The 20079-nt window shown below is 33.6% G+C and carries 15 protein-coding genes and 7 tRNA genes; 18 read left to right on the top strand and 4 right to left on the bottom strand.

Going from position 1 to position 20079, the window contains the following annotated elements; translation table 11 throughout:
- Positions 1 to 20 precede the first annotated feature (20 nt).
- The gene (locus tag ACYUJ6_RS17015; RefSeq protein ID WP_461843857.1) at positions 21 to 1250 is read right to left on the bottom strand and encodes a BaiN/RdsA family NAD(P)/FAD-dependent oxidoreductase; all 1230 of its coding nucleotides are present in this window, start codon (positions 1248 to 1250) and stop codon (positions 21 to 23) included.
- Positions 1251 to 1441: 191 nt separating this feature from the next.
- Between ACYUJ6_RS17015 and ACYUJ6_RS17010 the strand changes: the two genes are divergently transcribed.
- The 12 genes from ACYUJ6_RS17010 to ACYUJ6_RS16955 all read left to right on the top strand — a co-directional run bounded on the left by ACYUJ6_RS17010 (position 1442) and on the right by ACYUJ6_RS16955 (position 6855).
- A complete protein-coding gene (locus ACYUJ6_RS17010) occupies positions 1442 to 1822 on the top strand; it encodes a CoA-binding protein (protein WP_461843856.1) in 381 nt (126 codons plus the stop codon).
- 12 nt (positions 1823 to 1834) lie between these two features.
- Entirely contained in the window at positions 1835 to 2650 is an 816-nt protein-coding gene (locus ACYUJ6_RS17005) for a pyruvate, water dikinase regulatory protein (protein WP_461843855.1), read from the top strand.
- A gap of 206 nt (positions 2651 to 2856) precedes the next feature.
- A tRNA-Glu gene (locus tag ACYUJ6_RS17000) sits at positions 2857 to 2931 on the top strand.
- A gap of 12 nt (positions 2932 to 2943) precedes the next feature.
- Positions 2944 to 3019 (top strand) — tRNA-Val (locus ACYUJ6_RS16995).
- Between the two features lie 22 nt (positions 3020 to 3041).
- Positions 3042 to 3118 (top strand) — tRNA-Asp (locus ACYUJ6_RS16990).
- 127 nt (positions 3119 to 3245) lie between these two features.
- A tRNA-Glu gene (locus ACYUJ6_RS16985) sits at positions 3246 to 3320 on the top strand.
- 10 nt (positions 3321 to 3330) lie between these two features.
- Positions 3331 to 3406, top strand: a tRNA-Val gene (locus ACYUJ6_RS16980).
- A 21-nt stretch (positions 3407 to 3427) separates the two neighbouring features.
- Positions 3428 to 3504 (top strand) — tRNA-Asp (locus ACYUJ6_RS16975).
- A 5-nt stretch (positions 3505 to 3509) separates the two neighbouring features.
- Positions 3510 to 3585 (top strand) — tRNA-Thr (locus ACYUJ6_RS16970).
- Positions 3586 to 3932: 347 nt separating this feature from the next.
- A complete protein-coding gene (locus ACYUJ6_RS16965; protein WP_461843854.1) occupies positions 3933 to 4661 on the top strand; it encodes an ABC transporter ATP-binding protein in 729 nt (242 codons plus the stop codon).
- A complete protein-coding gene (locus tag ACYUJ6_RS16960) occupies positions 4658 to 5674 on the top strand; it encodes an ABC transporter permease (protein ID WP_461843853.1) in 1017 nt (338 codons plus the stop codon). Before ACYUJ6_RS16965 ends, ACYUJ6_RS16960 begins: the two co-directional genes overlap by 4 nt.
- Before the next feature lie 32 nt (positions 5675 to 5706).
- Positions 5707 to 6855 (top strand): HlyD family secretion protein, encoded by a 1149-nt coding sequence (locus tag ACYUJ6_RS16955; RefSeq protein WP_461843852.1) that lies wholly within the window; start codon positions 5707 to 5709, stop codon positions 6853 to 6855.
- A gap of 113 nt (positions 6856 to 6968) precedes the next feature.
- On the opposite strand, the gene ACYUJ6_RS16950 is transcribed toward ACYUJ6_RS16955, so the two are convergent.
- Positions 6969 to 7955: an ATP-binding protein gene (locus ACYUJ6_RS16950; RefSeq protein WP_461843851.1), complete on the bottom strand. Its 987-nt coding sequence runs from the start codon at positions 7953 to 7955 to the stop codon at positions 6969 to 6971.
- Positions 7948 to 8946: a DnaD domain protein gene (locus ACYUJ6_RS16945; protein ID WP_461843850.1), complete on the bottom strand. Its 999-nt coding sequence runs from the start codon at positions 8944 to 8946 to the stop codon at positions 7948 to 7950. The genes ACYUJ6_RS16950 and ACYUJ6_RS16945 overlap by 8 nt, the downstream gene beginning before the upstream one ends.
- A gap of 264 nt (positions 8947 to 9210) precedes the next feature.
- On the opposite strand from ACYUJ6_RS16945, the gene ACYUJ6_RS16940 reads away from it, so the two are divergent.
- From ACYUJ6_RS16940 to ACYUJ6_RS16920, 5 genes are all read left to right on the top strand, one after another.
- On the top strand, positions 9211 to 10563 hold the full coding sequence (locus ACYUJ6_RS16940) for an 8-oxoguanine deaminase (protein WP_461843849.1): 1353 nt from the start codon (positions 9211 to 9213) through the stop codon (positions 10561 to 10563).
- A gap of 134 nt (positions 10564 to 10697) precedes the next feature.
- On the top strand, positions 10698 to 11894 hold the full coding sequence (gene ygeW, locus ACYUJ6_RS16935) for a knotted carbamoyltransferase YgeW (protein ID WP_461843848.1): 1197 nt from the start codon (positions 10698 to 10700) through the stop codon (positions 11892 to 11894).
- Between the two features lie 114 nt (positions 11895 to 12008).
- On the top strand, positions 12009 to 15029 hold the full coding sequence (ygfK, locus tag ACYUJ6_RS16930; RefSeq protein ID WP_461843847.1) for a putative selenate reductase subunit YgfK: 3021 nt from the start codon (positions 12009 to 12011) through the stop codon (positions 15027 to 15029).
- A 26-nt stretch (positions 15030 to 15055) separates the two neighbouring features.
- Entirely contained in the window at positions 15056 to 16384 is a 1329-nt protein-coding gene (ssnA, locus tag ACYUJ6_RS16925; protein WP_461843846.1) for a putative aminohydrolase SsnA, read from the top strand.
- A gap of 173 nt (positions 16385 to 16557) precedes the next feature.
- A complete protein-coding gene (locus ACYUJ6_RS16920) occupies positions 16558 to 17136 on the top strand; it encodes a TetR/AcrR family transcriptional regulator (RefSeq protein WP_461843845.1) in 579 nt (192 codons plus the stop codon).
- 104 nt (positions 17137 to 17240) lie between these two features.
- Here the strand turns inward: ACYUJ6_RS16920 and ACYUJ6_RS16915 are convergent, their stop codons facing one another.
- A complete protein-coding gene (locus ACYUJ6_RS16915) occupies positions 17241 to 18602 on the bottom strand; it encodes a nucleobase:cation symporter-2 family protein (RefSeq protein WP_461843844.1) in 1362 nt (453 codons plus the stop codon).
- Positions 18603 to 18980: 378 nt separating this feature from the next.
- Here ACYUJ6_RS16915 and ACYUJ6_RS16910 point away from each other — a divergent pair, with 378 nt between their 5' ends.
- Positions 18981 to 20042 (top strand): NAD(P)H-dependent flavin oxidoreductase, encoded by a 1062-nt coding sequence (locus tag ACYUJ6_RS16910; RefSeq protein ID WP_461843843.1) that lies wholly within the window; start codon positions 18981 to 18983, stop codon positions 20040 to 20042.
- Positions 20043 to 20079: the final 37 nt, after the last annotated feature.

Genomic DNA, 20079 nt, shown 5'->3' with positions numbered 1-20079 from the left:
TAGAGGGAAATGCTGATGAATTATGTTTCAGCAGCACTTTTTCCTGCCATAAATCCGGAACTCCATGCCCATTGTAAGTTAAAACCGCCGCAGTCACCATCTACATCCAATACTTCACCGGCCAGATACAGGTTTTTTATTTTTTTGGATTCCAGGGTATTACAGTTTACTTCATTTGTATCAATGCCGCCGCAGGTAACTTGTGAGTTTTTGAAAGAGTTAGTATCGTATACAATGAATTCCCAGGACTTCAGTAAATTGTATATATTCTTTTTTTCTCGCCAATCCAGTTCATAACAAGGCTTATGAATATCACTTATGGAAGCTTCTTTTAAAAGTATTGGTATGACTTTCTTATTTATTATTCCTATAAGAGAATTATATACACTTCTGTAACTAAATGTTCCCCAATGATTTTCTAAAAACTCCGGTAGTTTTTCCTTTTGTAAATTTGGGAATATATCAAGCCTAATTTTCACGGATTTATTATCTAATAAATTACAGGAAGCTATACGGCTTAGTCCCAATATGGGAGGACCTGATATGCCATAGTCTGTAAATAGAATTTCACCATATTCATGCCCTTTAATTTCATCATTCACTAATATATCCACGTATCCATTGAATTTTACTCCAGATAGAGCCTTTAGATGATCATATCTTAGTTTCAACTGTACCAGGGCAGGAAGAGGAGTTATTATGCTGTGGCCTAATTTTTTGCATATGTCAAAACCTGAGCCGTCAGAACCAGTATGAGGAGCAGATTTGCCCCCAGTGCATAATATGAGCTTGTTACATTCATAGACTTCATTATTACAGAAAATTTTAAAGGATTTCTTGTCATAAAGTACATCAGTAACTTTAGAATTAAAATAAATGGGTATGTTTCTATCTTCAATTGCCATTTTTAATATATCCAATACAGATGAGGACTGAAGGGAAAGAGGGTACATTCTTCCATTTTCCAAGGTTATAAGAGGAAGTCCTAAGGACTCAAAAAATGTAATTGTATCCTTAACTGAAAATTTACTTAAAATATTTTCAGCAAAATGAATATTTTTACTATGATATTTGGCAAGATTTATATTTTTATTTGTTATATTACATCTGCCATTTCCAGTAGATAGTATTTTATTTCCCATTCTATTTTTGAATTCCAGTATTGCTACGCTTTTTCCATTATCTTTTGCAGTAATTGAAGCCATGATACCGGAAGCACCTGCACCAATCACAATTATTTCATAAAACAAAAATATACCCCCTTATTTTAATAAACTTTATAATATATATTTTAACTTACTTATGGTATTTTTAATATAGCTTGCAATTTTAAATTACTGTAAAAAAACATATATATTTACGAAAAGTTGTTTATAATAATATTAGAGATGAAATTATTAAAATTTATTATGAAGTATTATTATGGAAAGAGGAGATAAGGATGAAGGCTTCTAGTTTGCTATATTATAAGAATTGGGCAGTTATTGGGAATGTTTCTAAGGAGGGGAAATATGCATTTAAGATATTAAATTCTCTAAAGGCTGCAGGGTTTAATGCGGTTGGAGTAAACCCCAGGGATATTGCTGGAAATGTTTATGATTCTTTGGAAAAGGTGTTTCCTAAGGTACATGTATTGGATTTATGTATAAATCCTGCAGTGGGAATTGATATAGTTAAAGCAGCTGGCAAATTTGGAATAGATAAAATATTAATACAGCCTGGTGCGGAAAGCCAGGAAATATTGGATTTTTGCAATAATAATGGAATAGATGCCGTTGAGGGATGTGCACTTGTAGAATTATCAAAAAGACATCAAAAGTAGGAGGGCTTATTTATGTTAAAAATATATGCAGTATCCGACTCTATAGGTGAAACAGCAGAACTTGTAGCTAAGGGAACTGCCTGTCAGTTTTATTCAGACATAGAAGTTCATAGAGTTCCATATATAAAGAGTTTTGAAGATGTAAATGAATTTATAAATGGATTAGAAAGTAAAGAAAATATTATGATTATATCTACAATTGTACTTGTAGAAGTTAGGGAATTTTTAATTCAGAGATGTATAGAATCCGGCATACCTATAAGTAATATTCTAGGCCCTTGTATAAGTATGGCCTCCAGATTGTTAAACAAGATACCTGAATACAGGCCAGGTGCTGTATGGGAGATAGATTCTCAGTATTATAAAAAAATAGAAGCAGTAGAATTTGCTATTCGATATGATGACAGCAAGGACAGCTCAGGTATCAAACATGCAGATGTAGTTTTATTGGGCCTTTCTAGAACATCTAAGACGCCACTGTGCATGTATCTGGCAAACAAGGGGATAAAGGCCTTAAACATACCACTTATGCCGGAAGTACCGGTACCGGAAGAATTATTTCAAATTGACAGAAGAAAAATTGTGGCGCTTACCATAGATCCACTACATTTAATAGAAATAAGAAAGCATAGAATGGATAGGTATAATATGATGTCAACAAAATTAAAATATGCCAATGAAGAGAGAGTCCTTCAAGAATTAGAGTTTTCGGACAGGCTTATAAAAAAGCTGCATTGCAAAGTAATAGATGTGACAAAAAGGGCTGTCGAAGATACCGCACTGATAATAATGGAGTATATAGGTTATATGGGCACAAAAAATTATTAATCTTAATATATACAGGCTTGTAAACAAAAAGTTGTATAATTAATTAAAAACCTGGAAATTTTCTTAAAGTGTTGATATATAAGGATTTTAGAGGTAATATGGGGAAATATATTTGGGAATCTGAAAAAAAGGTGTTGACACTTTAACGAATATTTTGTATTATAGACTATGTTAGGTCGCCAGATATGACTTGAAAGAATACATAAGGCCCCTTGGTCAAGCGGTTAAGACACCACCCTTTCACGGTGGTAACAGCAGTTCAAGTCTGCTAGGGGTCACCAATATTATTATATGGGCGCATAGCTCAGCTGGGAGAGCATCTGCCTTACAAGCAGAGGGTCATAGGTTCGAGCCCTATTGTGCCCACCATGTAATATTATTATTTTAATATGGCTCAGTAGCTCAGCTGGTTAGAGTGCCGGCCTGTCACGCCGGAGGTCGAGGGTTCGATACCCTTCTGAGTCGCCATGTATACAGATATATATATATATTTGTAAAATCAATAATTGATTGACTTAAATGAGAAGTCTACTCTAAGGGGGAGATTTACTCATTTAAGTTGGAGATTATGATACTATGTTTTTATTTTTTATAAGGCCCCTTGGTCAAGCGGTTAAGACACCACCCTTTCACGGTGGTAACAGCAGTTCAAGTCTGCTAGGGGTCACCAATTATTATATGGGCGCATAGCTCAGCTGGGAGAGCATCTGCCTTACAAGCAGAGGGTCATAGGTTCGAGCCCTATTGTGCCCACCATGTAATATTATATTTTAATATGGCTCAGTAGCTCAGCTGGTTAGAGTGCCGGCCTGTCACGCCGGAGGTCGAGGGTTCGATACCCTTCTGAGTCGCCATATCTGCTGGCATAGCTCAGTTGGTAGAGCAACTGACTTGTAATCAGTAGGTCGTGGGTTCGAAGCCTACTGCCAGCACCATGGATAAGCCTCATAATCAAAGATTATGAGGCTTATATTTATATGGGTAAAAGGATCCTATGATTATCTATGTTTTCATAGTAATTGTAGAATGTTCCGCGGTTTAAGCCGGATTTCTAGCATAGCTCCCTTACGCTTATTTTGTTTATAGGTTTATATGTATATAGTTCAATAAAGATGTCTTTAAGCAACTGGTTTGCTCTTGAGGTCATGAATGTTCACTTCGCTTTCCCTTGGATTCATGTAATATTTTACATGTAAAGTAAAATAAAAATCAACAAAATCAGAAAAAATGTTTATTATGAATAGCCATTTCTGTAGTATAATCAGCTGTGAGGAGGAATACTATGGAGCATAATTCTTGTAGTGTAGCAGTTGAAAATGTGGATAGGTATTTTGGAAAGCAGCAAATACTTTACAATATAAACTTGGAAATATCATATTCTCAGATTTTTGGTTTACTAGGACCCTCCGGTTCTGGAAAGACAACTCTTGTGAAAATGATTTCAGGCATTGATATGCCCACTCATGGACAAATTTATGTATTAGGTGAGAAAATGCCAAAGCTTTCAATGATGAATAAAATAGGATACATGGCTCAATCCGATGCTCTCTATGGAGATATTACCGCAGAGGATAACTTGAAGTTTTTTGCAGCCATGTACAATATATCTAAAAGGGATTGCACAAAACGTATTGATGAAGTTATGGAATTAGTAAATTTATCTGAGGATTTAAAGAAAAGAGTCAGCCAATATTCAGGAGGTATGAAGCGGCGTTTGTCTCTGGCTATTGCAATGTTAAATCGACCTCCAGTACTTATTTTGGATGAACCTACAGTGGGGATTGACCCCGTACTTCGTAAATCTATATGGGATGAACTTGGTGGCTTAAGCAAAAAGGGAACTACCATTATAATTACAACACATGTGATGGATGAGGCTGATAAATGTGACAACCTTTGTATGATTCGTAATGGAAGGGTAATTGCGGCAGGTACTCCTGAGATGCTGAAAAAAAATACCCATTCCAATACTATAGAAGAAGCTTTTTTGTACTATGGAGGTAAGAGATGAAAGTTATTGCACTCACTATACGTATTTTGCATCAGCTTAGAAATGACAAGAGAACTATTGCACTTATGATACTGGCGCCTATTTTTATACTTACATTGATGTCTTATATTTTTAATGGGAAACAGTATCATCCTAAGATAGGAGTTATAAATGCCTCTCAAGAATTTATAAATAGATTAGAGGATGAGGATGCAGTTGTAGAAAGATATAGTGAAAGTGAAGCAGATATACTTATAAGTGAATCAAAATTGGATGCAGTTATAGATTATAAAGGGGGAATTCCGTATATTACACTTGAGGGAAGTGATCCAGGAAAAAGTAAAGCAGTTATTGCAACGGTTCAAGATAGTATTCAGGGATCAAATTTAGGAATTAAGCCGGATATAACTTATTTATATGGTTACAAAGATATGTCTTCTTTTGACAATTTCGGGCCTATACTTATCGGATTTTTTGTATTTTTCTTCGTATTTTTAATATCAGGTGTCTCTTTCCTGAGGGAGCGAACTCAGGGTACCCTTGAGAGACTGCTTGCAACTCCAGTACGCAGATGGGAAATTGTCCTGGGTTATATTTTAGGATTCGGTATATTTACTATAATACAGGCAGCTCTTATAGCGTGGTTTTCAGTTCATATCATTCATATGATGATGGTGGGATCTTTTATTCTAGTACTTATAATTACTTTTTTAACTGCCATGGTGGCACTAACTATGGGAACTGCACTATCTGCATTTGCAGAAAATGAACTTCAGATGATACAATTTATACCGCTTATTGTAGTTCCACAGGTGTTTTTTTCCGGAATATTTGATATGAGCACAATGGCATCCTGGCTTCAGGTAATTGGAAGATTTATGCCTCTGTATTATTCCGCAGATGCTCTTAAACAGATTATGATACGTGGAAAAAGTCTGAATTCAATTTGGATGGACATCTTTGTTTTAGTAGGAATCTGCATTGCTTTTATTATATTGAATATATTGGCACTCAAAAAATACCGAAAGATTTAAAATAGGATTATTTTAGGATGAGGGGTGGTTTTATGAAGCGAATATGGATGTGCATTTTATTTGCTGCAGTTATATTGACAGGTTGCGGTAACAGGTCTTCGCTAACTTTAAAAGGTGACATTGAAAATAATACTATTTCTGCCAATAGTACTGTCAGTGGGAAAATCATAAGTATGAATAAGAATCAAGGTGAACAAGTGAAAAAAGGTGATATAATTGCCCTTGTAGATAATTCCAATGAAAAATATCAGGTGGAGCAGTTACAGGCGGTAGTTGATATGAAAAAGGCAAAATTATCTGAATTAAATGCAGGTACACGTCCTGAACAAATTGAACAGGCTAGAGCACAAGTTAAGGCCGCAAATGCGCAGGTGGATTTGTTGAAGTCAGGGAATAGACAAGAACAGATAAATCAGTCACAAAACAATGTTTCAATTGCCCAGCAAGATTTAAATATTGCTCAAACTGCATATGATAACTCCGAGTCGGATTATGAAAAATACTTGATCTTAAATAAATCAGGAGCAATATCTCAGAAAGAATTAGATGATGTCAAATCTAAAATGGATACTTCAAATTATACACTTTCTTCTGCAAAGTCAAAGCTTGATAATGCCAAGCAGCAGCTGGATTTAATGAAAGAGGGTTCTACCTCCCAGGCCATTGAAACTGCAACTGCAAACTACGAAGCTGTAAATGCACAGTTAAAACTTCTGGAAAATGGAGCTACCGGTGATGAAATTAAAGCAGCACAAGAGGATTTAAATCAATCTGCAGCTCAGTTGAATCAGGCAAGAAATGAACTTGATAAATACAATATAACTGCATTATCCGATGGAATTATAATAAGTAAGAATTTTCAATTAGGTGATATTGTAACTACTGGAAGTAATATTGTAGATATAGCTGTAAAAAATGATTTGTATGTTATATGTTATCTGCCGGACAAATATCTGGATAAAGTGCATTATAATCAATCTATAACTGTTAAAACTTCGCTGGGCACACAGAAGGGAAAAATAAATTATATCGATTTAAAGAAGGAATATATCCCCAAAGACAAACAGTCAACTTCAGATAAGGATCATATAGCTACAAAAATAAAGGTTTCCATAAAAGATAAAAGCGGGGTGTTAAAGTCTGGTATGACGGCAGAAGTTGAAATTCCACTGAATGAGTAAAAATAAGATTTCTGCATTTTCATGTAAATTTAACAAGTACAGGAGGATGAGCATAGATTCACGTAAAAAATCTAACCTGTACTTGTTCCCTGGATTTATGGTAGGGTTGTTTTTTATTTTAAATTTTTATTTTGTATGTTTTGTTTTATGCGTATATCCTCCCCAAAAAATTTACATAGTGTAAAGTTTCCCAATAATCTGGAGGAAATTCTTTCCGAATAAGATTTTAAAAGTTCTTCTAAATCACAATTAGTTGATATGAGCATTTTTTTTTGCTTTAATAACTTTCTATTTAGGATGTTGAACAATTCAGTTTTAGAGAAGTCCGTTATCTGCTCTGATCCCAAGTCATCTATTATAAGTAAATCACAGTTCATAAGAAAATTTTCCAGATCATTGTCATTTTTAAATCTTATATTTCTTAAATCCTCTATGAGAGCTTCTGAGGTTCTGTAAACAACTAAAAAACCTCTATCCAATAACTCTTTTGATATACAATTTGATAAAAAGGTTTTACCTGTACCGGGATTACCATAAAATAATAAGTTTTCATTGGAAGAAGAAAAACTTTCTATATAATTCCATGATATGGAGGCTATTTTTTCAATATTTTTTCTAGGGCTGGTTGGGTTGTCTCTACCCTTTAAAGAGGAATATAGTTGAAAATTAAAATTATCGAAATTATTTTTATCTAGTATATTTATTAGTTCAGAATTATTATAATATAATTTGATAAGTTTTTGTTTATAACAGCTGCATTTCTTATTTCCCATAAATCCGGTGTCTTTACACTTGGGGCATTGATAATGTATTTCCAGGTAATCTATGGGATAATTATTAACTGCTAAAATCTCAGATCTTTTAATTTTCAAATCCGTAATTTTTTCTTTTAGTTCCTTTAGATATTTATCTTTATTTTCAACATTATTTAATATATTTATTGATAATTTCAAACTTAATTTTCCTATAAACCTTTGAATATCCATTACTTCAGGAATTCTTTTTTCAATTTCCTTTTTACGTACACTTAGGGATCTTTCATCTTCTTCTCTTATTTTTTCATAAATTTTCATTACTTGTGAATGGTAGCCTTTAATCATTTTTATCCCATCCTAACAATTTTTTTTCTAAATCTTTAAAATCATAATCCCTTTCCTTAAAATTATTGAAGGTACCTTTAGATTTTTTGTTTTCTGCACCCTTGTTGGTATTTTTAAAATTAGTGTAATTGGATTTTTTTACATCCTTTTTTTCAATATCCTCCAGTGTCTTAATTTTATCCTTATTCCAGCTGGTTAATATTCCGTCAATGTATTTAAAATCAGCTTTATTTATTCTTTGAAAACATATATCACAAGCTTTATATATTATTTCTAAAGAAAAATTATAGCTTTCAATCCATTTTGAAAGCAATTCCTCCTGCGGTTTCATTACTTCCCCGTCTTTTATACCCAGGTAATTTAAGATTTTTCTTATTTTAATCCACTTGTCCTCATGTTTTTTTATGAAAATTTGAGCATCGTTTATATCTTTTATTTTGGCATCAAACCAGGATATGGCGGTTTTTTCTATATATCTGCTGTTTGTTTTGCCCTTTAATGTACAGTATTGAACCAAAAGAAGTATAATTTCCGGAGAAAAATTTAAATCATTCAGCCAACTTATATACATGGTCATTTCCTTTGAAGAGAGAGGTCTTCCCATGGATTTTTCTATATCTTCAAGCATATCCTTAATAGAATTTTTACTTAGTTCTTCCAATAAGTTTATATTATCTTCTTTTTCCATACCCCTGTCTGTCAAATCCAGAAATTCTATATTGTAATTTCCCATGTTGTCAACTGGAATCATTTTAATGACATTTTCATCATTCCAATAATTCCAGGCATTTAGTACATCAGTTTCTAAAAGATGCAAAGCACTGGCCATGATTTGTGAACTAACGCCAAATTCACCGGATTTGCAGTATTTCAGTCCCAGGATATATACCTTAACAAATTCTCCACGGGCTTTAGGCATAAATTTATCTATAAAAATATTACTTACAGGAGTATAGTTGATTTCTTTGGTTTTAAATAAAAAAGTACTCATATTTTTTTACCTGCCTTTTATAAATTCCATTTTAAAAAAGCTATTCTAATAAACTATTATAGCAAAATAAAAAAAGTATAACAATGAAATGGATGGCTAATATGAAATTTGTTGTATATTGACAAGTATTTTTCGCTATGATAATGTTAAACTGAATAGTTAATCTAATTTTTAGATTATCCATGTATAAATCATAACAGTACTATTTGGAACTGATGTATTTTGTTGAATGTAAGGCTTTTATAATAGGAGGAAAAGGTAAAGATGATATTGCTTAAAAATATTGATTTTGTTTATACTTTTAATGATAGAGATGACATATTAAAAAATTGTAATATACTTATTGATGGTCCCAAGATTATAAAAATAGGAAATGATTTTTCAGTATCTGGACAATATGAAGAAATAGATTGTACGGGCCTTATTGCGCTCCCAGGTTTTGTAAATACCCATCATCATTTATATCAGACCTTATTTAGGGGAATTAAGGAGGTGCAGGAGCAACCTCTTTTTCCATGGCTTATGAAGCTTTATGATTATTGGAAAAATATAAATCCAGAGGCGGTTTATTATGGTGCAATGGTAGGATTTAGTGAGCTTTTAAGAACAGGGTGTACTTTAACTTCTGATCATCATTATGTATTTCCCTCTGATCAGCCAGATACTCTAATTGACACTGAAATAGAGGCTTCAAATAAAATAGGAATTAGATTTCATGCCACTCGAGGTTCCATGTCTTTGGGCAGGGATGAAGGCGGACTTCCACCCATGTCTGTTATTCAAAAAGAAGATAAAATACTGGAGGACTGTGATAGGCTGGTTAACAAATATAATGATTCAGATGACTTTTCTATGATCAGAATTGCATTTGCACCATGTTCTCCTTTTTCTGTAACCAGGAATTTAATGGTTGAAACAAGAAAATTGGCCAGAAAACTGGGAGTTATGATGCATACTCATTTAGCTGAAACCCTGGATGAAGAAAAATTCTGTATTGAGAGGTATGGAAGAAGGCCTTTTGAGCTCATGGAGGATTTGGGATGGGTTGGATCGGATGTATGGTATGCTCATGGAATATATTTAAATGATAGAGAAATTAATAATCTTAATGGTACAGGTATAGTTCATTGCCCTTCATCAAATATGAAATTGGGCAGTGGAATCTGCAGGACCAGTGATATTGTAAAAGCTTCAGGAAAATTGAGCATTGGTGTAGATGGAAGTGCAAGCAATGATGGATCCAATATGTGGGAGGAAATAAAAAGAGCTTATCTATTAAATCATTTGAAATATGGAAGCAGTGGTCTAAGTGCCTATGAGATACTAAAAATTGCTACCAGAGGTGGTGCAGATGTTTTAGGACGACCAGATACAGGCAGATTGGACGTAGGCAAGGCAGCTGATGTCATACTGTTCGATTTGAATAAGGTTGAATATGCTGGCTGTCATGATCCATTGGTATCTTTGGTGTGCTTGGGTAATAGCTGTTTTACTAAAATGACCATGGTTAATGGTAATATTATTTCAATGGATGGTAAAATTTTGACAATAGATTGTGATAAAGTTTTTCAAAGAGCTCATAGAATTGCCGTTGATATGGTAAAAAAATATAATTAAATTATTGACAAAGGTCAGCTATTATTATAAAATTTAATTAACTAGTTAATCTAATATCAGTAGATGTTTAAAGAATTTATTTGGGATATATTTTTAATAAGTCTATAAGTGAATTTAAAATTGGGAGGGTAATTATGTCTGAAATTAAAAATTTAATTCAAAAACTTGGAAGTTTAGACTATGGAAAGATGTATAATAATGATTTTTTCTTAACTTGGGAAAAAACAGATGAAGAACTTCAAGCTGTGTTTACAGCTGCGGATATCCTTCGTGAAATGAGAAAAGATAATATTTCCACTAAGATTTTTGATAGTGGATTGGGTATTTCAGTATTCAGAGATAATTCTACAAGGACAAGATTTAGTTTTGCAAGTGCATGTAATTTACTTGGACTTGAAGTTCAGGATTTGGATGAGTCCAAGTCTCAAATTGCACATGGTGAAACTGTACGTGAGACAGCAAATATGATTTCTTTTATGGCTGAAGTTATAGGTATAAGAGACGACATGTTCATTGGTAAAGGTAATAAATACATGCATGATGTGTCTGAGGCAGTTCAGCAGGGATATGAAGATGGTGTTCTTCAACAACGACCTTCTCTTGTAAACCTTCAATGTGATATAGATCATCCAACTCAATGTATGGCGGATTTGTTACATATAATCCATCATTTTGGAGGAGTAGAAAACCTTAAAGGTAAAAAAATGGCTATGACATGGGCCTATTCACCTTCTTATGGTAAACCACTGTCAGTTCCTCAGGGTATTATAGGGTTAATGACAAGAATGGGAATGGAAGTTTCACTTGCCCACCCTGAAGGATATGATTTAATGCCTCAGGTAGAAAGTGTTGCTAGAAAAAATGCAGAATTGAGCGGCGGTAAATTTGTTAAGACCAGTTCAATGAAAGAGGCATTTGAAAATGCTGATATCGTTTATCCTAAGAGCTGGGCGTCATTTACTGCCATGGAAAAAAGAACAAATTTGTATGGCCAAGGTAAATTTGATGAAATAAAGATACTCGAGAAGGAACTTTTAGCAGAAAATGCAAAACATAAAGACTGGGAATGTACTGAAGACATGATGAAGCTTACTAAGAATGGAAAAGCACTTTATATGCACTGCCTTCCAGCCGATATAAGTGGTGTAAGTTGTAAAGAAGGAGAAGTAGAGGCTTCAGTATTTGATCGCTATCGTGATCCACTGTATAAACAGGCAGGTTATAAACCTTATATTATTGCAGCAATGATATTATTGAGCAAGGTGAAAAGTCCAGTTAATATATTTGATAAACTTTTAAAAGAAAAAACACCTAGATTTTTAGGAAAATAGAAAATTGATATTTTTGTAGAGTGACTCAAGTTTGTTTTGAGACACTCCATATTATATCAAAATTAATGAATGAGATAGTATTGGTGATTTATTTTATTGAAGGGAGAATAAAAAATGAGCGATAAAATGCGCCCGATTTCTTTTGAAAAAATGGTTAATTGGACCATTGAAGAGTTAAATACAAATGGGACTATATTTGGAATTCACAAGAATAAGTTTTATAGAAATAAGGGACAAAAATCTACTATAATATTTAATGAAAAGTTATCTTCACCACTGGGACCAGCAGCAGGTCCTAATTCTCAGCTTACTCAAAATATTGTGGCATCCTATTTGACAGGAAGTCGCTTCATTGAATTAAAAACAGTACAAACTATAGATGGAGAGGACTTGCCTGTGGCTAAGCCATGCATTTATGCCCAGGATGAATGTTATAATGTGGAATGGTCCACTGAGTTAAGGGTACAAGAAGCATTTGATGAATATATAAAGGCTTGGTTTCTGCTTCATGTTTTGATGAAAGAACTTAATTTAAGCGAGAAACGGGATTTTATATTCAATATGAGTGTAGGCTACGATTTGAAAGGTATACAATCTCCTAAAATAGATGCTTATATTGAGGGAATGAAAAATGCATCTGGTACAAAGATATGGAAAGAGTGCAAAGAAGTGCTTTCCTCACACATGAACTTATTTAATAAATTCAATGAGAAGGATTTGAATGAAATAGCATCAAGGGTGTGTTCATCTATTACATTGTCTACGTTACATGGATGTCCTCCAGAAGAGATTGAAAAAATCTCAAATTATCTGCTGAAGGAAAAACATTTGAATACATTTATAAAGATGAATCCTACTATTTTAGGGGAGAAGTTTGTCAGAGATACCTTTAATAGTATGGGTTATGATTATATAAATTTAAATGCCAATCATTTTACAGAGGATTTGCAATATGCAGATGGAGTAGCTATGCTAAAACGTTTAAAGCATACTGCTGCACAATGGAATTTGGAGATAGGAGTGAAGTTGACCAATACTTTACCAGTTAAAATAGTAAATGACGAATTGCCCGGTGAGGAGATGTATATGTCAGGGAGATCCCTTTTCCCGCTCACAATAACTTTAGCGGGTAAATTGTCTAAGGAATTTGACGGAAATTTACAGATATCCTATTCAGGTGGTGCTGATTTCTTTAATGTGGATAAAATTTTAGCTACAGGTATACAACCGATTACATTTGCAACTACTATTTTAAAGCCAGGGGGATATGAGAGGATAACTCAGATGGCGGAAAAAGTGGAAGAACAACTTAAAGGTGCTTTTTCAGGTATTGATACAGCTAAATTAGAAGAACTTGCAAGGGAATCCTTTGGGGATAAACATCACCTTAAAGAATTGAGAACTGTAGATTGCAGAAAGATTTCTATGGAGCTCCCTATTTATGATTGTGCAATAGCGCCTTGTACTATAGGATGTCCTATAAATCAGCAAGTTCCTGAATATACAGCTTTAGTAGGGGATAAAAGATATGATGAGGCATTTTCTGTAATTGTAAAGGACAATGCATCACCTGCAATTACAGGAACCATCTGTAATCATAATTGTCAGTATAAATGTACAAGATTGGATTATGATGAATCGGTTTTAATTAGAAATATGAAGAAGATAGCCGTTTTAAATTCTCAGGATAAATACGTTGAAGGTATCAAACCAGTGGATTTAAAGAGCAGCAAAAAGGTGGCAGTTATAGGTGCAGGACCGGCTGGGCTGGCATCTGCCATGTTTCTAAGAAGAAATGGCATGGATGTAACGGTAATGGACAAAAGAGAAAAACCCTATGGCATAGTGGAATATGTGATACCAGAGTTTAGAATTTCTTCAGATATGATTAAAAAGGATTTTCAACTTGTTAAAAATCAGGGAGTAAAATTTAAGTTTGGTGTAAATGGGGATTTTAATATAGATGGACTGAAAAAGGAATATGACTATATAGTAGTGGCAACAGGTGCGTGGGAACCTGGAAAGGTATCATTAAAAGAAGGGAGAGAAAGGGTTACTGATGCCATATCTTTCCTGGAAAAATACAAATCAGAAGAGAAAAATGTTAAATTGGGAAGGCATGTTTGTGTTATAGGCGGCGGTGATGTGGCAATGGATTCGGCACGTGCTGCCAAGAGAGTAACAGGGGTAGAGAGTGTTTCTATAGTTTACAGGCGGACTAAAAAATATATGCCTGCCAGTAGGGAAGAATTGAATTTAGCTGATTCTGAAGGTATCTTATTTGAAGAACTTCTTTCACCTGCAGCTATAAAAGATGATAAGCTTATCTGCCATGAGATGAAACTGGGAGAAAGAGATGCTTCAGGCAGAAGGAGACCTGTAAAGACTGGCGGCATGAAAACTTTAGATGCAGATACGGTTATTTTTGCTGTTGGAGAACAGATAGACGGGAAGTTATTAACTAATAATGGGATTAGATTGGATGAGAAAGGTTTGCCTAAGATAAGCAACTCATGTGAGACTAATATTTCAAATGTATATGTTGCAGGAGATGTAAAAAAAGGACCATCTACTATTGTGAGTGCTATAGCAGATGGGAAAACAATAGCTAAGGACATATTGACAAAGGAAAATTTAAGCAGTGATTTTGTACAGAAAGACATTTCTCTTGACACAAAAGAATTATATAGTAAAAAAGGTATATTAAAAAATCCTGCTTATAACGAATGTGAATCCAAGAGATGTCTTGCCTGTAATCATATTTGTGAATTATGCATTGATGTATGCCCTAATAGAGCCAATGTATTAGTTAAAGTAGAACAAAATTCTGCATCTTCACATCAGATTGTACATGTAGATGGAATGTGTAATGAGTGTGGGAACTGTGGGATATTCTGCCCTTATAAAGGCAATCCTTATAAAGATAAGGTGACTCTTTTCTGGTTTAAGGAAGACTTTGAAAACAGTACAAATAAGGGCTTCTTAATTTTAGACAAGGAAAAATTTATTTGCAGAGTTAGGGAAGAGGATGGTCAGATTACTGAGTATACACTTGGTGACAAAAATGTGATTTCTGAAGAGATGGAGAATATTATTAGGGCTTGTATAGAAAAATACAGCTATATGATAAAATAAATATTAAAAGTTTGGAGGGAAAATAAATGCTGCTTGTTGGGAATGGTAAGGTAATTACTAGAGATACTGCAAGACCCATTATAAATGGCGGATGTGTTGTGGTTGACAAAAATAAAATTGCTGAGATTGGTACCACTGAAGAATTAAAGAAAAAATATACAGATGCCAGATTTATAGATGCAAAAAACAGGCTTATTATGCCAGGATTTATAAATACCCATATGCATTATTATAGTACTTTTGCCAGGGGTATGGCCAATGATAGTCCGCCTGCTAAAAACCTGGTGGATATACTTACAGGATTGTGGTGGAGACTGGACAGGGCGCTGACATTAGAAGATGTTTATTATAGCGCAATTGTACCAATGATAGATGAAATAAAAAATGGTGTTACTACAGTTTTTGATCATCATGCCAGTGCGCATGCAGTTAGAGGCAGTTTGTTTAAAATTGCGGAAGCAGCAGGTGAGATAGGAATTCGAAGCAACTTGTGTTATGAAACATCTGATAGAGATGGAGAAAAAATAGCAGATGAAGGTATTGCTGAAAATACAGAGTTTATTAAATACTGTAATACTAAAAATGATGATATGTTAAGAGCTATGTTTGGACTTCATGCTTCTATGACTATTTCAGAAAAAACTCTGGAAAAGTGTCTAAAATCTATTGCAGGATTAAATACTGGATTTCATGTTCATACTGGGGAGGGTGCTGAAGACGAACTAGATTCAAGAGCCAAGTATGGTAAGGGAATTGTAGAGAGATGGTATGATGCAGGAGTACTTTGCGATAAAACCATTTTGGTACATTGTATTCATGTTGCAGAAAATGAATTGGATTTAATTAAAGAAAAGGATGTTATGGTAGTTCATAATCCAGAATCCAATATGGGCAATGCTGTAGGAGCTTCTCCAGTACTTGAAATGTATAAGAAGGGTATATTGCTTGGACTTGGAACAGATGGATATACCAATGATATGATGGAATCCTATAAAGTAGGAAATATTATTCATAAGCATGTTAAAAAGGATTCAACTGTGGCATATACTGAAATACCAAATATGTTATTTGAAAATAATAGGAAGATAACTGAGAGATTTATTAATGGACAGGTAGGAATATTAAAGGAGGGTGCACTGGCAGATATAATCATAGTGGATTACAATCCGCCAACACCTATTAATGAAAACAATATTGACAGCCATTTATTATTTGGTATTAATGGACGATGTGTAGATACAACAATTATAAATGGAAAGGTAATTATGGAAGACAGGGAACTTATGGGTATTGACGAAGAAAAAATTATGGCAAAGAGCCGTGAACTTGCAAGTGATCTTTGGAAGCGTTTTTAAAAATTCATATTACTAAGATGAATTCCGGTGAAAATTTTATTTTTGCCGGAATTCATTTTTATGTTGAAATTAAGTCCGTTTTAATTTAAAATTTGGGGTAAAGAATATAATATTATAAGATCGTTATTTAAAATTAAATATATAGCTGCTGGGAAAAGAGAGGTTATGATGATATGACAAAGGATATAAAAAAAAAGATATTGAATGCTGCAATGAAGGTGGTATCCAGAGAAAAAATAAGCGGAACCCGCATGTATATGATTGCAGAAGAGGCTAAAATGAGCCAGGGCAATTTACATTATCACTTTGCTACTAAAAACGATATAATGATATCACTTTTAGATGAGGTGCAGGAGAAATTCTCCACTTTGCGTAAGAATTATATTGATTTAAAAAATAAGGACTCCAAAGAAAACATTAAGGGTCTTTTTGAACAGAAAAAAGATGAAATTATGAACAGAAAAGAATTGGAGTATATTCAATTTGACTATTGGGTCCAAGGTACGGTAAATAAGGAGATAAGAAAGAAGTTCCAGGATACTTTTAATATATGGCGTACTAATGTGGATGAAATATTAGATAAAAGTGAATCTATAGAAAAAGTTGATAACAAACTTAAAGACATGATACCTTTTATAATGGTATCTTTAATGTTAGGAGGATCACTGCAGTATCTCATAGATGAGGGTAAGTTTGATTTAGAGGAATATTTTGATGCAGCAGAAAAATTGATATTTGATGAGATCTTTTAAAAATAGAATAGGACATTTTTAATAATATAAAAAACTGGGGAAAATAAACTCATGTGAATTTATTTTCCCCAGTGAAATAAATATATTATTTTTATTTCAATTGTTTAACTTTCAGTACTCTTTAAGGCTTCTGTACTATTACTGTTTTTGACGGCACTTTCATGTTGCCCGTGATTTAAAAATGCATTGAGAATTACAGCTGTTACTGAGGCTGTAACAATTCCACTGCTGAATATGGAATTAAATATTTGTGGAGTGTGTTTTAATAGATCAGGTATCATAGTTACTCCAAGACCTAATCCTATAGAACAGGCTACAACCAGCATATTTGAATTTTTGTTAAAATCTACGGTGGAAAGCATCTGAATACCTGCAACGGCCACCATAGCAAACATTATAATTGTAGCTCCTCCTATAACAGGCTGGGGAATAATAGTAGCTAAGGCAGCAAACTTTGGAATTAATCCAAGGGCAATAAGAATAATACCAGAAACCACTACAACAAAACGGCTTGTTACTTTACTCAAGGCCAAAAGACCTAGATTTTGATTAAAGGTAGTATAGGGAAAAGAATTGAATATTCCCCCTAAAAGTGAGGAAATGCCTTCTGCCCGGATTCCACGTACTACATCCTTTTCAGTTATATTCTTATCACAGACTTTACCGATTCCAAGATAAGTACCTGTTGATTCAATCATTACCGTCAACATTACAAAACACATCATAATTATTGTACCAATATTAAATTTTGGTATACCGAAACTAAAAGGATATACAAAACTTATCCATTTGGCATTTCTAACTACAGAAAAATCAACCATTCCCATAAATGAGGCAACTATAGTACCTAAAATAATACCATTTAAAATAGAAATTGATTGAAAAAAACCTTTTAAGTACTTATTGGATAACAATACTACAATAATTACAAAACCAGCCAGCAAAAGGTTATGTATACTTCCGAAATCCTTTTCACCACTGCCGCCGCCAATGCTGGTAGCACCTACATTAATTAATGAAAGTCCAATCATTGTGACAACGGTTCCTATTACTACATTGGGAAAAAGTCTTAATATTTTTCCATATAGTGGTGCAACCAGCAATACAAATATAGCAGAGACTATTATTGCACCATAAACCGTTTGCATTCCAAAGTTTTTACCAATAATAATTATTGGACCTACAGCTGCAAAAGTACACCCCAGGATTGCGGGGAGTCTTATTCCTATAACGTTTCCAATACCAATAGCCTGTATTAAGGTTGCAATACCACAAGTGAATAAATCCGCAGCTACTAAAAGTGACAGATGTGTTGAGGTTAGGCCTACGGAACTACCAATTACTAAAGGTACAGCTACAGCTCCAGCGTACATGGCAAGTACATGCTGAAGCCCTAAAGTAGTGAGTTGAGGAATTGGCAGCATTTCATTTACTTTGTCTACTTTTTTTACATTTTTTTCTGACATATATGATCCTCCTTTATAAAATAGCTTTTATGGTAATGTTAAAAATTATAGTTTTAACATTAGATAGTATGGGAAAATATTTTCATTAAAAGCAAATAAATTTCAACATAAAACTAATTAACTAGTTAGTCAAATAAGTACTACTTTTTGATCATACAATATTAAAAAAATATTGTCAATATTTTAGCAATGAAATTATTTTTTTTAAAACTATTTTTTAAATAATGTATTTTAATTGGATTTTTATAAAACTATATGGATATAATAGGAAGTGACATTAACTTTCTTCTTAAAAACTATAGACATATTAAAGTTTTTAATATATACTTTGATTGTCAAAATATTTGATAATCAAAAATTTAAAAGGGGAGAATTGCAATGAAATTACCTCCATTGATCATAGGGAATATAAAAGCTACCGTACCCATTATTCAAGGTGGCATGGGTGTGGGAATTTCTGGATACAGATTGGCACAAGCAGTGGCAAATGAAGGTGGCATTGGTGTGATTTCTACAGTCCAAATAGGATATAGGGAGCCAGACTTTAAAATAAATACTAAAGAAGCAAATATAAGGGCTCTGAGAAGGGAAATAAGAAAGGCCAGAAAACTAAGTCCTAAAGGTATAATTGGAGTAAATATCATGGTAGCTATAAATGATTATGATGATATGGTGAAAACTTCTGTAGAGGAAAAAGCCGACATAATAATATCAGGAGCCGGTCTTCCACTTAACCTGCCTAAACTTGCTTCAGGCAGCAATATAAAATTAGCACCTATAGTTTCTTCCGGGAAAGCAGCTTCTATTATAATTAGAAACTGGATTAAAAGATATGCTAAAATGCCGGATGCAATTGTGGTAGAAGGACCAGAAGCAGGAGGACATCTTGGATTTCACCTGGAACAGCTTCAAGAGGGAAAGGAATGCCTGGATAATATAGTGTGTGATGTTATTAAAGTTGCAGGCTCTTTTGAAGGTGGGGAAAATATTCCCGTAATAGCTGCAGGAGGTATATATACAGGACAGGATATTGTGAAATTTTTAAAATTAGGAGCAGATGGAATACAGATGGGAACACGTTTTGTGGCCACTGAGGAATGTGATGCCCAAATGAGTTTTAAAAGGGCATATATAAATTCAAAAAAAGAAGATATAAAAATAATAAAGAGCCCGGTAGGGCTTCCTGGAAGAGCTATAAGAAATGAGTTTATAAAAAAAGCTGAAGGAGGCAGGATTATACCTGGCAAATGTTATAATTGTTTAAAAAAGTGTGATCCTGCTAAGACTCCCTATTGTATATCTGAGGCCTTAATTAATTCTGTTAGTGGAAATATAGATGAGGGATTGATTTTTGTTGGAAGCAATGCTTACAGGATAGATAAAATAGTTAAAGTTAAAGAACTTATAAAAGAACTTGTTATGGAGGCAGAAAAATTGTAACATAAACGATAAAATACTAAATTTATTAAAGTGGTGA

The sequence above is a fragment of the Clostridium sp. JNZ X4-2 genome, assembly GCF_054889485.1.
The sequence above is the reverse complement of the archived record's forward strand: the minus strand, read 5'-3'. Positions and strand labels throughout refer to the sequence as shown.

What these genes read in the sequence shown, in the direction of transcription:
- ACYUJ6_RS17010 (WP_461843856.1), top strand. Translation starts at nt 1,442, where the DNA reads ATGAAGGCTTCTAGTTTGCTATATTATAAGAATTGGGCAGTTATTGGG.
- ACYUJ6_RS17005 (WP_461843855.1), top strand. Translation starts at nt 1,835, where the DNA reads ATGTTAAAAATATATGCAGTATCCGACTCTATAGGTGAAACAGCAGAA.
- ACYUJ6_RS16965 (WP_461843854.1), top strand. Translation starts at nt 3,933, where the DNA reads ATGGAGCATAATTCTTGTAGTGTAGCAGTTGAAAATGTGGATAGGTAT.
- ACYUJ6_RS16960 (WP_461843853.1), top strand. Translation starts at nt 4,658, where the DNA reads ATGAAAGTTATTGCACTCACTATACGTATTTTGCATCAGCTTAGAAAT.
- ACYUJ6_RS16955 (WP_461843852.1), top strand. Translation starts at nt 5,707, where the DNA reads ATGAAGCGAATATGGATGTGCATTTTATTTGCTGCAGTTATATTGACA.
- ACYUJ6_RS16950 (WP_461843851.1), bottom strand. Translation starts at nt 7,955, where the DNA reads ATGATTAAAGGCTACCATTCACAAGTAATGAAAATTTATGAAAAAATA.
- ACYUJ6_RS16945 (WP_461843850.1), bottom strand. Translation starts at nt 8,946, where the DNA reads ATGAGTACTTTTTTATTTAAAACCAAAGAAATCAACTATACTCCTGTA.
- ACYUJ6_RS16940 (WP_461843849.1), top strand. Translation starts at nt 9,211, where the DNA reads ATGATATTGCTTAAAAATATTGATTTTGTTTATACTTTTAATGATAGA.
- ygeW (WP_461843848.1), top strand. Translation starts at nt 10,698, where the DNA reads ATGTCTGAAATTAAAAATTTAATTCAAAAACTTGGAAGTTTAGACTAT.
- ygfK (WP_461843847.1), top strand. Translation starts at nt 12,009, where the DNA reads ATGAGCGATAAAATGCGCCCGATTTCTTTTGAAAAAATGGTTAATTGG.
- ssnA (WP_461843846.1), top strand. Translation starts at nt 15,056, where the DNA reads ATGCTGCTTGTTGGGAATGGTAAGGTAATTACTAGAGATACTGCAAGA.
- ACYUJ6_RS16920 (WP_461843845.1), top strand. Translation starts at nt 16,558, where the DNA reads ATGACAAAGGATATAAAAAAAAAGATATTGAATGCTGCAATGAAGGTG.
- ACYUJ6_RS16915 (WP_461843844.1), bottom strand. Translation starts at nt 18,602, where the DNA reads ATGTCAGAAAAAAATGTAAAAAAAGTAGACAAAGTAAATGAAATGCTG.
- ACYUJ6_RS16910 (WP_461843843.1), top strand. Translation starts at nt 18,981, where the DNA reads ATGAAATTACCTCCATTGATCATAGGGAATATAAAAGCTACCGTACCC.